The organism is Acinetobacter sp. DSM 11652 (genome assembly GCF_900109815.1).
GTDB lineage: Bacteria > Pseudomonadota > Gammaproteobacteria > Pseudomonadales > Moraxellaceae > Acinetobacter.
Window position 1 is genome coordinate 93107 of the sequence record NZ_FOBK01000008.1, and the last position, 12463, is coordinate 105569.

Sequence of the window (12463 nt, forward strand, 5' to 3'; positions counted from 1 at the left end):
GTGAATAGTTGAACAGTTGAATTGGTTTAATTATTCACCACAATGAAAATTAAAAATAAAAAACAATATCTTACAAACCATAATATATCTTTATATCCGCATTTTTTGAAAAAATTAGACCTTAGCCTAACAGGTATGCAAAATGGCTCGCTTGATCGGTACAATCGGTGCCAGATCCAGAATATCAAGAGAAGAGTAAACCATGTCTTTAGATCGCATTCGTTTAGAGTCACTTCATGAAAAAGTCATTTCAGCTGAACAAGCTTCAACGTTTATTGAAGATGGCATGACCGTAGGTATGAGTGGTTTCACGCGTGCTGGTGAAGCTAAAGCAGTTCCATTGGCATTGGTAAAACGCGCTCATACAAACCCTTTAAAGATCACTTTAATCACTGGTGCGTCTTTGGGTAATGACTTAGATAAACAGTTAACTGAAGCTGGCGTATTGGCTCGTCGTCTACCTTTCCAAGTCGATAATACTTTGCGTAAGGCGATCAATAAAGGCGAAGTAATGTTTATTGATCAGCATTTGTCAGAAACTGTTGAACAAATGCGTAATAAACAATTGAAAAAGCCTGATATTGCTGTAATCGAAGCTGTAGCAATTACTGAAGATGGTGGCATCATTCCAACGACTTCAGTAGGTAACTCAGCAAGCTTTGCAATCTTTGCAGAAAAAGTAATTGTTGAAATTAACACAAATTTAAGCCCAGCATTCGAAGGCTTGCACGATATTTATATCCCATCTTATCGTCCGACACGTCAGCCGATTCCACTCACTCAAGTCGATGAGCGTATTGGTACACACGCAATTAATATCGATCCTGCTAAAATTGTTGGCATCGTATTTAACAGCGAATTCCATGATTCTCCATCAACAGTGACTGCACCAGATGATGAGACCCAAGCAATTGCAAACCACTTAATCGAATTCTTTGAAAAAGAAGTCGCTGAAGAACGTCTTCCTAAAAATTTAGGTCCATTACAAGCAGGTATTGGTTCAATTGCCAATGCGGTATTAACGGGTCTTAAAGAATCGAATTTTGAAGATCTCATCATGTACTCAGAAGTACTTCAAGACTGTACTTTTGAATTAATTGATGCTGGTAAAATGAAATTCGCTTCTGGCTCATCAATTACACTTTCTGCACGTTATGGTGAAAAAGTATTCAATAATCTTGAGCAATACAAAGACAAACTTGTATTACGCCCTCAAGAAATTTCAAACCACCCAGAATTGGTACGCCGTTTAGGGATTATCGGGATCAATACTGCGCTTGAATTTGACATCTATGGCAATGTGAACTCTACGCACGTATGTGGTTCAAAAATGATGAATGGTATTGGTGGTTCAGGTGACTTCGCACGTAATGCGCATATCGCAATTTTCGTGACTAAATCAATCGCTAAAGGCGGTGACATTTCATCTGTAGTGCCGATGGCATCTCACGTAGATCACACAGGTCATGACGTAGACGTTCTTGTTACTGAACAAGGTCTTGCTGATTTACGTGGTCTTGCACCGCGTGAACGTGCACGTGCAATCATCGATAACTGTGTTCACCCACTGTATAAAGATGCATTAAACGACTATTTCGATCGCGCATGTGCTAAAGGTGGACAAACCCCTCACCTACTTACAGAAGCGCTTTCTTGGCATTCTAATTTTGAAGAAACAGGTCATATGTTATCTGCACCTGCTGAAGCAAAATCTGCATAAGTACGACTTTAAAAAAGCCCTGAATATCAGGGCTTTTTTTATTTCAATGATTCTAAAATACTTTTAAATCATCATGATAATTGACATAAACCAATAAAATAGGCAGGATTGAATAAGATACTTAAATGTGAACTAGTTTACATTTTATTAATATTAAATTACACAAAACCACACTTTTATAGCTGAACTTTACACATAATTTAAATATTATTATTTCATAGCAAGATTATGAGTGAACAAATAATAATAACAGCGTACTGTTTCATCAGTTTTCCTTCCTAGATTTCCCCCAAAATCTAGGAATTTTTTTGTCTATATCTTTTACAAAAATCAAGTTTATTATCACATAAAAAAACCTCGATATTCGAGGTTCTTGTGTATTATATGAATTCTATTTTAATGATTACCTTGAACTTTTTCTTCAATCTCTTCCACACTGGTGTGTCGTACGTCATAGCCTTTAGCCATATAAATCACTTGTTCAGAAATATTTCGCGCATGGTCACCAATACGCTCCAAAGAACGCAGCACCCACATGACATTCAGAACACGAGAAATATGACGAGGATCCTCAATCATGTAGGTCATTAATGTACGTGTAGCAGATTGATATTCACGATCGATATCTGCGTCAGCCAACAATACTTTAAGTGCTTGCTCTGCATCAACACGTGCAAATGCATCCAATGCATCATGAATCATTACTCGCACTTGGTTACCGATATGACGTGTTTCCATATAACCACGAGGTGACTCACCTTCTTCACATAGATTTTGGGCTATACGTGCAATTTTAGCTGCTTCATCACCTATACGTTCTAAATCGGTATTGGCCTTGCTCATTGCAATTACCATACGGAGATCACTCGCAGCAGGATGACGGCGTACTAAAATCAAAGTCAAGCCTTCATCAATTTCACGCTCGTAGCGGTTTACCGTATTATCTTGAAATTGGACATCTACAGCCAAATTCACATTGGTGTCTAAAAGAGCATGAATGGCATTAGCAACTTGTTGCTCAACCAAACCACCCATTGCCATAAATTTGGTATGGACATCTTGCAAATCTTCGTTAAATTGAGAAGAAATATGGTGGCTAAGTACAGGATTATTAGAGCTCAAAGTCTTATTACTCCACACAGCGTGAATTGATTGAAATTTTTGCCATATTAAAGCATATCAATTGTGAATATTTGATGACAAAACAATCAATTTATTCTATTTTTCAACTAACCATGCATTCATTTGACGAAGCTCATTTTCATTCAATTGACCCACAGAAGCCTTCAACCTCAACACATTCAACACATAATCATATTGAGCATTCACAAAATCTAATCGCGTTGCAAAAGCATTTCTTTGTGCAAGCAACACATCAACCATACTTTTAAGCCCTTCATCATACTGAGCTTGGGATGCTTTCGCGACTAATGCGGAAGAATCCATGGCAGCTTTGCGCGCTTGCAATGTAGCACTATCCATATCAATTTGTAGGTAAGATTTTTTAGCATCTGTGGTTGCTTTACGTATCGCAGCTTCTAATTGGCGTTCCGACTTTTCAACATTTTTTGTCGCTTTATCAATATTAATTTTAGTTCGTCCACCGGTATAGGCATTCCAGTTCATTTCTACACCCACCTGATCAAATTTCCCATCACTTGATATAGCTGTTTGTGGTGACTGTTCACTATAACCATAAGTGGCTACTGCTTCAACTTGAGGATAAAGCGCCGCTTGCTCTACACGTCGCTGATCATTGGCATATTGACGTTGCAAACGCGCTTGTAGAATTTCAAGATTCTGTTCTTGAGCCAATTTGGTCCATTCACTCATGATATTCGGTACAGGCTTTTGATACTCGAAATCATCACTTAAAACAGCGAGCTTTTCTTGGTAAGGTCCAATCAACTGAGCAAGTTGCTCTTGTGCCAAGATTAATTGAACACCTGTCGCAATTCGATTTGCTCGCGCATTTTGATATTGTGCATTCGCTTCGCTGACATCGCTTTCAGCAACTAAACCTTCTTTGAGTTTGGCATTCATCATATTGAGCTGCTCGAATAATGCTTTTTCTTCTTGAGCGTTAGTGAGCGTTAAAGCCTGTTGACGTAGTACATTAAAATAAGCTTCAGAGACATTTAATATATGTTGTTGCTGTTGCTGTTTTAAAGTGACTTCACTCAGTTGAACTGAGGTTTTTACCTGTTTATATCCCTGCCAAGCATCCATTCTGAAAATGGGTTGTCGTGCAGTAATCGCAATTTGACGAGTGGTCGATGTCGATGCCAACAGGTCAGAACTATTAAAAAAAGGATTCGATTCTGTACTTGAACGATTTACATCTTGGTTTTTACGCGTCACATTTCCTGAAACAGTTACTGTCGGCAGCAAATTACCTTTTGCTAAACCTATATTTAACTGATCAGCCTCATACTGCAAAACGTTGGCTTGCCAATTTGGATCGGTTTGCTTTGCTCGCTCATAGGCTTCAACGAGGTTCAATGCAAAGCTCATCGGGCTAAGCGCAATTAAACTGACTGCAAGTAGAGTTTTTTTCATGATAATGACTTCACAGTACCTTAAGCATTTGAATAACAAGTAATTAGAATAGGATGTTGCAAATATAATCTTTAATCGAACTTTTTACGTATCAATTTTATTATTTTTTCATTTAATCCGGAGAATTATTTTGAATTATGCACATTGATGTATGTTTTTCATACATTATTTTAACGCTTGATTGCGAAGCAACTACAATAAATTTCACTGTATGGTTTTAAAATAAGTGAAAATCTATTTGCGCCTCATTTCACACTTTAACTGTATTTTGATATCTCAATGAAGTCATTTTTGCACACGTTTAAGCCTATTCGTCAATTATTGACTCTTATGGTCGTAAGTCTTGGCTTAACTGCGTGTCAAAAACCGATTTCCGAAGAAATACCTACTGAATCTCCAAACCCAACTCAAAACCAGAACACCACACCTGATCTCAACCTCATTTGTCAAAAACTCAAAAAAGAAATGCTCGGGATAACTGCTCAACGGACTACATTCGCCATTGAGCAAATCAATCAAGATATTCGACTTTGTCTTCCCTTAATGCCATTTCAGGAACAGAAAGAATTGATCGGTTTGGCAGACATCATGTATAGAAATTTCTTAAGTATAGATCGATCAGCTGATCAGCAGAAAGCTTTTGATTTATATGCTCATGACCAGTCGCAATTTCCGACGATTCAACAATCACAAATTGAAAAATTACATCCACGAGATCAATATTTACTTCGGCATAAGGGTCAAGCGTATATTGATCTCGTCGATATTAACCACCAAGCAACCTATCAAAGAAACCCATATTATTTAGCACGAGTATTTGCCCCCTATTTCCCTGAGGCAGAACAAGCATTTATGCAAGAACTTGCTGAACAAAATCAGCAAGCACAATTTGAAGATCCTCATTTTCATCTTGAAGCACAAGAGATTTCTAGACGTGCCCAGTATTGGGAAAATTATCTAAAAAAATACCCTCAAAGCAGTTTCCATTTAGATGCAGAGTACCTTTATCATTTTTATTCAAATCTATTATTTAAAGGTCTCAAACATGATCCTGTTTCTCATGATTTTGAAGGACGTGTTGAAATTGCACCCGATGCTTTAGCTGAAATCGAACAACTCGCAAATATGAAAAATAGTCGTTTAGCAGATCAAGCGAGACTTTTCTTAAAATTTATCGAACTGGATTCACAACAAAAAAGTAAATTAACTTCAAATCAGACTGATCAAAATCCGCAAGTTCTTATACAGCTAAGTCACTATTTAAACTTAAAAACTGTTGATCTTGAAAATCGTCGTAATTGCTTTAAAGACGCAATTTGTTATGCATTATAGTCTGATGACTTTAATCTGACTTTATATGTTAATATTTTGGCATCGCTTGACGGAGCGCGAGTAATAACTCGCTGAGATCACCTAAAACATTGTTTTGATGGTGAGTACCGTTGAACCTGATCAGGTTAATACCTGCGTAGGAATCAAGCCATCTAAAAACTTTGTTCTAGGTTATTCATTCAGGATAATTCCGCCACCGTTTTTGATCGTGCTTGATTCGTTGATGTCATTCATAAGGATCATTGCAATGAACCAATTAACGAATCTTTCAAATACAGATCTCTCTGCTCAACATGAGCAAGATGCTCAAGATCTCACCCGCATTTTACCAGCGTCAAAAAAAGTCTATGTTCAAGGTTCTCGTCCAGATATTCGCGTACCCATGCGTGAAATTGCACTCTCCGATACACCAACGGGCTTAGGCGGTGAGTATAATGCTGCCATTTTGGTGTATGACACTTCAGGTGTTTATACCGACCCTGAGATTCAAATTGATTTAAATCGAGGCCTACCAAACCTCAGAGATACATGGATTGAAGAGCGCGCAGATACAGAACAACTCGCGACATTAAGCTCAAAATTTGGGCGAGAACGTCTTCAAGATATTCGTACAGCTGGCATTCGTTTCGCACATATCCAGAAACCTCGTCGAGCTAAACCAGGACATAACGTTACGCAAATGCATTATGCTAAGCAGGGTATTATCACGCCTGAAATGGAATACATTGCGATTCGAGAGAATCAAAAACAACGTGAAGGTGTGGATACTCGCCAACATGTTGGGCAAAACTTTGGTGCAAAAAACTTATTAGAAATTACACCAGAATTTGTACGTCAAGAAGTCGCAGCAGGTCGTGCCATTATTCCTGCCAATATCAATCACCCTGAACTCGAACCGATGATTATCGGACGCAATTTCCTAGTGAAAATTAATGCCAATATTGGCAACTCAGCACTGGGTTCATCCATTGATGAAGAAGTGGCAAAAATGACATGGGCAACACGTTGGGGTGCTGACACCATCATGGATTTATCTACGGGTAAAAATATTCATGAAACACGCGAGTGGATTATTCGTAACTCCCCTGTACCTATTGGAACTGTTCCGATTTATCAAGCATTAGAAAAGGTGGATGGAATAGCAGAAGATCTTACATGGGAAATTTTTAAAGACACTTTAATCGAACAAGCTGAGCAAGGGGTTGATTACTTCACGATTCATGCTGGTGTTTTATTGCGCTATGTTCCTCTCACAGCCAATCGCTTAACGGGCATCGTTTCACGCGGTGGTTCAATCATGGCACAGTGGTGTCTTGCACATCATAAAGAAAATTTCTTATACACCCATTTTGATGAAATCTGCGAGATCATGAAAGCCTATGATGTCTCATTCAGCTTAGGTGATGGTTTACGCCCTGGGTGCATTCAAGATGCCAATGACGAAGCCCAATTTTCCGAACTACGTACATTAGGAGAATTAACCCATCGAGCTTGGGAACACGATGTGCAAGTCATGATTGAAGGTCCTGGTCATGTTCCTATGCATATGATTAAAGAAAATATGGATTTACAACTTGAGGTTTGCAAAGAAGCACCTTTTTATACATTAGGACCATTAACAACAGATATTGCACCTGGTTATGATCATATTACTTCAGCAATTGGTGCAGCCATGATCGGTTGGTATGGAACAGCGATGCTTTGTTACGTAACACCTAAAGAGCATTTAGGTCTACCCAATAAAAAGGACGTCAAAGATGGCATTATCACCTATAAAATTGCAGCACATGCTGCAGACCTCGCCAAAGGACACCCAGGTGCTCAAGTCCGTGATAATGCGCTTTCAAAAGCACGTTTTGAGTTTCGTTGGGAAGATCAATTTAACTTAAGTTTAGATCCTGATACGGCACGTAGTATGCATGATGAAACCATGCCGAAAGAGGCACATAAATCAGCGCATTTCTGTTCGATGTGTGGACCTAAATTTTGCTCAATGAAGATTACCCAAAATGTGCGTGAATACGCTCAAAATCAGCAGTCTGATAACCTAGATCTCAAGTTAAATCAAGAGATTGAATCAGGTCTCAACGCCATGAAAAATGAGTATCATAAGCAAGGACAAAAGTTGTATCAGAAGCTGTAAAAATTAAAAAATCTGTTTTTCTTTAATGCAATCTCAGTTAGGATGAAATAAATTTTTGTCCTAACGTATACGAATGAAAATTCTTGAAAAAGCTACTTACAATAATAAAGATTTTAAGGTCCATTCTCGCGAATCCCTTTATCAAGGATTCATTCGTATAGAGAAAGTGAGCATCACACATCGTTTATTTGGTGAGAATACTTATACCCCAACAATTCATCGTGAATTAGTGCATCGAAAAGAAGCTGCTGGTGTACTCATCTACAATGATGCACTCAAGCGTTTTGCACTGATTGAACAATTCCGAATTGGTGCAATCGATGATCCTATCTCCCCATGGCAACTAGAAATCATTGCAGGCGTATTAGATGGCGATGAATCACCTGAAACATGTATTCAGCGTGAGAGTTTAGAAGAATCTGGTTGTGAAATTCGTAATCTGGAACATTTATTTACCTTCTACCCTTCTGCTGGTGCGTGCGATGAAGTTTTTCATTTGTATGTTGCAGAAGCAGATCTTCCTGAGCAAGGTGGTATTCATGGTATGCCAGATGAAGGTGAGAATATCCAACTGCATATCTTAGCTTATTCAGATCTTGAACCATTATTGGCATCCAAACGATTGTGTAATGCACCTGTCATCATGGCTCTGCAATGGCTCAAACAGCACATTGCCACTACCTCTATAGCGCTGAGGTAATTTATGACGCCTTTAATCAAACAGAATAAAAATGATCAGCTCATTATCCAAATTACCGATACTCATCTCATGGATCATCCTGACACGCCGTTTGTTCAGATAAATCCTGAACAAAGTTTTCATGCAGTGATCAATGATATTTTAAATCGCTATCAAGACATTGATGCGATTATTCATACAGGTGACTTGGCACAGGTACCACATGAGGCAACTTATCAGCGATATTTGAGTTTCATGAAAAATTTGAATATTCCGTTTTATCAAATTCCAGGCAATCATGATGATGCCGAATATTTTCCTTTTGCAGCGCCTGATCCTATACCGGCCGTGTTAACTTTCGGAACGTGGAAAATCGTCCTATTAAATAGTGCTGTGCCCCACAAAGTAGATGGTTGGATTAAAGCAGAACAATTGAATCATTTATCAATGATTCTTCAGGAAACACAGCATCACCCTGTCATTTTGGCGTGTCATCATCACCCACTTGAAATGAAGTCCAAGTGGATTGATCGACACATCTTAAAAAATTCAGATCAATTGACCCAGATCATGGCAGAGTATCAACACATTCAAGCAGTGATCTTTGGACATGTGCACCAAGATTCGTTGAATGTTTGGAAAAATATTCAATTTTTATCAACGCCCTCCACCTCCGTTCAGTTTAAACCAAAGACTGAAGATTTTGCCTTTGATGACCTTGCACCAGGCTATCGCAGCCTACTACTGAAAACTGACGGTAGCTTTGAAACACGTGTTCATCGCCTACAAAATTTCGCGCAAAATATTAATAAAGAAATTTCAGGTTATTAGCTTTTCTTTTAAAGTGTTTTGGATTAAGTTATCTGTCCGAATGGAATCTGAACAGTCCAAAACAGATATTCATAGCTTTCATCTTTGATAAAAAATCTATATGATGACGCCCCCGATAGCAACAATCTATCGGAAGCGATAAAAACACTTGCATATCACCATATTTTTTGCGTACGCAAACACGCATATGATGAGGAATGCCCTTTATGGCGAATGACAACCAAAATCAAGTCTTGGAAGAAAACAACGTAGTTGCTGAAAAAGTAAAACGCGTGCGTAAGACCAAGCCAAAGACTTCCGAAGGCGGTACTACAGCGAGTCTATTTGGCATCGAGCCTTATCAGCCGAAAAAAAATGAAGAATACATGTCTGAAGGTCAACTTGAGCATTTCCGTCAAATTTTATTGGCATGGAAAGACGAGTTAATGTCAGAAGTGGATCGAACATTAAATACAATGCAAGATGAAAATACTGCATTGCCTGATGTAAATGACCGTGCAACGCAAGAAGAAGAGTTTGCGATTGAGCTTCGTACTCGTGACCGTGAACGCAAGTTAATTCGCAAAATTGAACAATCTATCGAAGCAATCAAAAATGATGACTATGGTTTCTGTGAAACCTGTGGGATCGAAATTGGCTTACGTCGTTTAGAGGCCCGTCCAACAGCGACGCTTTGCATTGATTGCAAAACTTTAGCTGAAATTAAAGAGAAACAAAATAACGGTTAATCATGTTATTTAATAATCCTTCCCTAACCCCTCCTTTGATAAAGGAGGGGGACAACAGGATGGCTTATGTGGGTCGGTTTGCGCCATCGCCAACCGGCCCTCTTCATTTTGGATCACTCATTACAGCTGTTGCAAGCTATTGTGAAGCAAGATCTCATGCAGGCAAATGGGTTGTACGAATTGAAGATACAGACATCCCTCGCATATATCCTGGTAGTGAAGAACATATCTTGTCATGTATTGAAGCTTTCGGTTTCGAGTTTGATGACGAAATTATCTTTCAAAAAGACCGTTTAAACATCTATGAATCTGTCTTAAATGATCTTCAGCAACGTGACCTCACCTATGCCTGCCAATGTACACGAAAAATCTTAGGCTCTAATCATATCTATAGCGGTACTTGCCGCGATTTAAAACTACCACACGATCAACAAGCCATTCGGGTTAAAACATCAAACGAGTTGATTTGTTTTGAGGATCTTTTACAAGGTCAGCATTGCTCTAATTTGACCAATGAATTAGGAGATTTTGTTCTTAAACGTCGCGACGGTATTATTAATTATCAGCTCGCCGTGGTTGTGGATGATTATCTACAAGGAATGACTCATGTTGTGCGTGGTGCTGATTTGCTGGATAACACTGAACGACAAATTTGGTTAGGGCGATTATTGGGCTACCCTGAACTTCAGTATATGCATTTGCCCCTAGCAATGAATAAAGATGGTACAAAGCTTTCTAAGCAAAATTTAGCTGTAGCACTTGATCTCACCCAAGCCCCCCAACTCTTGAACAAAGCTATTCATGCATTAGGACAAGATCCAGTTGATCTAGATCAACCAAATCGCATGCTTCTACAGGCAATTCAACAATGGGATCGTAAGAAAATTCCAGTTGGCACCACAATACAAGGTGTTTTTGAATAGTGTCCATACAGAATCATGCTTGTTATTCAGCTGAAAATGTTTTTGAATTCCATTTAGATAGATTAATCAGGAGTTCATTATGTTTTTTATTTTTGGGGTAGGACCTAAAACCATCAAAACGGAAAAGGGGCAATTTCTATGCCCAGTCTGTCGTACACATAGCAATTATGAAATTAAACAACAACGCAATTATTTTTCTTTATTTTTTATTCCATTGATTCCACTATCAAAACCCAAATCTGGTCAAGTCACCTGTTTAAACTGTGGCACACATATGCCAACAATGGTGTTGCAGCAAAATAGTACTCCACAATCATCAGATTTGAATGCTTAAGATACAATCGTGTATTTTAAAAGCTAGATACTTCCTTAGCCTGATTCTTTTCTTGGGTTGTTGCTTCAATTTTCAGCATTAAACTGACCATGACAGCACACATAATCAGAGATGAACCACCATAACTAATAAATGGTAAAGTTAAACCTTTTGTTGGGAGCAGCCCCATATTCATGCCAGCATTTACCATAATTTGCAGAACAAAAATAATGCTAATCCCGTAAGCCAAATAACCCGCTCTCAAAAATTGATGCTGAATGGCACGATGCCCAATTCGAATACACGCACCCACCATAAGAAATGACAGTGCGAGAACAACCGTAATACCCATGAAACCGAACTCTTCTGCCAAAATAGCCAACATAAAGTCCGTATGCGCCTCAGGGAGATAAGACATTTTTTGAATACTATGGCCTAAGCCTACCCCTAACCATTCACCACGTCCAAAGGCCATAAGCGCATTTGAAAGCTGATAACCAGAACCTAAAGGATCTGCCCATGGATTGGTAAAAGACATTAAACGCTCGAAACGATAAGGCTCGAACACAACTAGCACTACAAATGCCATGATAATGGCACCCAATGCAATACCAAACTGGATTAGTGGCGCACCTGCAAGAAAGAACACCCCTAACATCGTTAAAGCAACCACTACCGTTGCACCTAAGTCAGGTTCAGCAATAATCAAACCAACTGTACATAGCATTACTGTTGCTAATCGAGCTAGCCCTTTCACATTATTCCGCACTTCTTCTGCCCGACGGACAACATAATCTGCAGTAAAAATAGCCATCATCACTTTCGCAGCTTCAGTTGGCTGGAAGGTAAATCCTGCGATTCGAATCCAACGCGTCGAACCGTTCACTTCCGAACCGACTAATAACACCGCGACAAGCAATGCCATAGTCATCATCCATAACGGAAATGTGTTATTGAACCAGGTATTTAATGAAACACGATAAACCAAAATTGCTGCGACAAACGCAACCACGATGGATATGGCATGGCGGATGACATAGTGGAATGGATTTTCATGCAATCTTTCTGCGTAAGGCATAGAAGCTGAACCAACCATCACCGTTCCAATACAGAGCAGTGCAATCACACAAAAAATTAGAACATTCCTTGATGTAATTTCACTTGGAATACGTGGTAACCAACGTTGGTAAATTTTATTCACTTTATCAATCGTTGTCTGAGCTGACTCAGCCATA

Annotated in this window: 11 protein-coding genes and 1 riboswitch; of the genes, 8 read left to right on the forward strand and 3 right to left on the reverse strand. The window is 38.9% G+C overall.

Annotation, left to right across the window (positions count from 1 at the left end; genetic code table 11):
• Window positions 1-202 precede the first annotated feature (202 nt).
• Window positions 203-1720: an acetyl-CoA hydrolase/transferase family protein gene (locus tag BMW42_RS09260; RefSeq protein ID WP_092767310.1), complete on the forward strand. Its 1518-nt coding sequence runs from the start codon at window positions 203-205 to the stop codon at window positions 1718-1720.
• A gap of 396 nt (window positions 1721-2116) precedes the next feature.
• On the opposite strand, the gene phoU is transcribed toward BMW42_RS09260, so the two are convergent.
• A complete protein-coding gene (phoU, locus tag BMW42_RS09265) occupies window positions 2117-2842 on the reverse strand; it encodes a phosphate signaling complex protein PhoU (protein ID WP_035263928.1) in 726 nt (241 codons plus the stop codon).
• A 96-nt stretch (window positions 2843-2938) separates the two neighbouring features.
• Window positions 2939-4279 (reverse strand): multidrug efflux outer membrane protein AbuO, encoded by a 1341-nt coding sequence (locus BMW42_RS09270; RefSeq protein WP_092767312.1) that lies wholly within the window; start codon window positions 4277-4279, stop codon window positions 2939-2941.
• 279 nt (window positions 4280-4558) lie between these two features.
• Here BMW42_RS09270 and BMW42_RS09275 point away from each other — a divergent pair, with 279 nt between their 5' ends.
• From BMW42_RS09275 to BMW42_RS09305, 7 genes are all read left to right on the forward strand, one after another.
• Window positions 4559-5611, forward strand: coding sequence for a hypothetical protein (locus BMW42_RS09275; RefSeq protein WP_213032611.1), 1053 nt, complete (start codon window positions 4559-4561; stop codon window positions 5609-5611).
• Between the two features lie 40 nt (window positions 5612-5651).
• Window positions 5652-5771, forward strand: a riboswitch (TPP riboswitch).
• 87 nt (window positions 5772-5858) lie between these two features.
• Window positions 5859-7754, forward strand: a complete 1896-nt coding sequence (gene thiC / locus BMW42_RS09280; RefSeq protein WP_092767314.1) for a phosphomethylpyrimidine synthase ThiC — start codon at window positions 5859-5861, stop codon at window positions 7752-7754.
• A gap of 73 nt (window positions 7755-7827) precedes the next feature.
• The gene (locus tag BMW42_RS09285) at window positions 7828-8454 is read left to right on the forward strand and encodes an NUDIX domain-containing protein (RefSeq protein ID WP_035263922.1); all 627 of its coding nucleotides are present in this window, start codon (window positions 7828-7830) and stop codon (window positions 8452-8454) included.
• 3 nt (window positions 8455-8457) lie between these two features.
• Entirely contained in the window at window positions 8458-9264 is an 807-nt protein-coding gene (gene cpdA, locus BMW42_RS09290; RefSeq protein ID WP_092767316.1) for a 3',5'-cyclic-AMP phosphodiesterase, read from the forward strand.
• A 206-nt stretch (window positions 9265-9470) separates the two neighbouring features.
• A complete protein-coding gene (gene dksA / locus BMW42_RS09295; RefSeq protein WP_035263919.1) occupies window positions 9471-9992 on the forward strand; it encodes an RNA polymerase-binding protein DksA in 522 nt (173 codons plus the stop codon).
• 59 nt (window positions 9993-10051) lie between these two features.
• On the forward strand, window positions 10052-10915 hold the full coding sequence (gene gluQRS, locus BMW42_RS09300; protein WP_265734071.1) for a tRNA glutamyl-Q(34) synthetase GluQRS: 864 nt from the start codon (window positions 10052-10054) through the stop codon (window positions 10913-10915).
• A 79-nt stretch (window positions 10916-10994) separates the two neighbouring features.
• On the forward strand, window positions 10995-11249 hold the full coding sequence (locus BMW42_RS09305) for a zinc-ribbon domain-containing protein (RefSeq protein ID WP_092767320.1): 255 nt from the start codon (window positions 10995-10997) through the stop codon (window positions 11247-11249).
• Between the two features lie 16 nt (window positions 11250-11265).
• On the opposite strand, the gene ftsW is transcribed toward BMW42_RS09305, so the two are convergent.
• A complete protein-coding gene (gene ftsW / locus BMW42_RS09310) occupies window positions 11266-12462 on the reverse strand; it encodes a putative lipid II flippase FtsW (protein WP_035263915.1) in 1197 nt (398 codons plus the stop codon).
• Window position 12463: the final 1 nt, after the last annotated feature.

What these genes read in the sequence shown, in the direction of transcription:
- BMW42_RS09285 (WP_035263922.1), top strand. Translation starts at nt 7,828, where the DNA reads ATGAAAATTCTTGAAAAAGCTACTTACAATAATAAAGATTTTAAGGTC.
- thiC (WP_092767314.1), top strand. Translation starts at nt 5,859, where the DNA reads ATGAACCAATTAACGAATCTTTCAAATACAGATCTCTCTGCTCAACAT.
- gluQRS (WP_265734071.1), top strand. Translation starts at nt 10,052, where the DNA reads ATGGCTTATGTGGGTCGGTTTGCGCCATCGCCAACCGGCCCTCTTCAT.
- BMW42_RS09270 (WP_092767312.1), bottom strand. Translation starts at nt 4,279, where the DNA reads ATGAAAAAAACTCTACTTGCAGTCAGTTTAATTGCGCTTAGCCCGATG.
- cpdA (WP_092767316.1), top strand. Translation starts at nt 8,458, where the DNA reads ATGACGCCTTTAATCAAACAGAATAAAAATGATCAGCTCATTATCCAA.
- BMW42_RS09275 (WP_213032611.1), top strand. Translation starts at nt 4,559, where the DNA reads ATGAAGTCATTTTTGCACACGTTTAAGCCTATTCGTCAATTATTGACT.
- dksA (WP_035263919.1), top strand. Translation starts at nt 9,471, where the DNA reads ATGGCGAATGACAACCAAAATCAAGTCTTGGAAGAAAACAACGTAGTT.
- ftsW (WP_035263915.1), bottom strand. Translation starts at nt 12,462, where the DNA reads ATGGCTGAGTCAGCTCAGACAACGATTGATAAAGTGAATAAAATTTAC.
- BMW42_RS09260 (WP_092767310.1), top strand. Translation starts at nt 203, where the DNA reads ATGTCTTTAGATCGCATTCGTTTAGAGTCACTTCATGAAAAAGTCATT.
- BMW42_RS09305 (WP_092767320.1), top strand. Translation starts at nt 10,995, where the DNA reads ATGTTTTTTATTTTTGGGGTAGGACCTAAAACCATCAAAACGGAAAAG.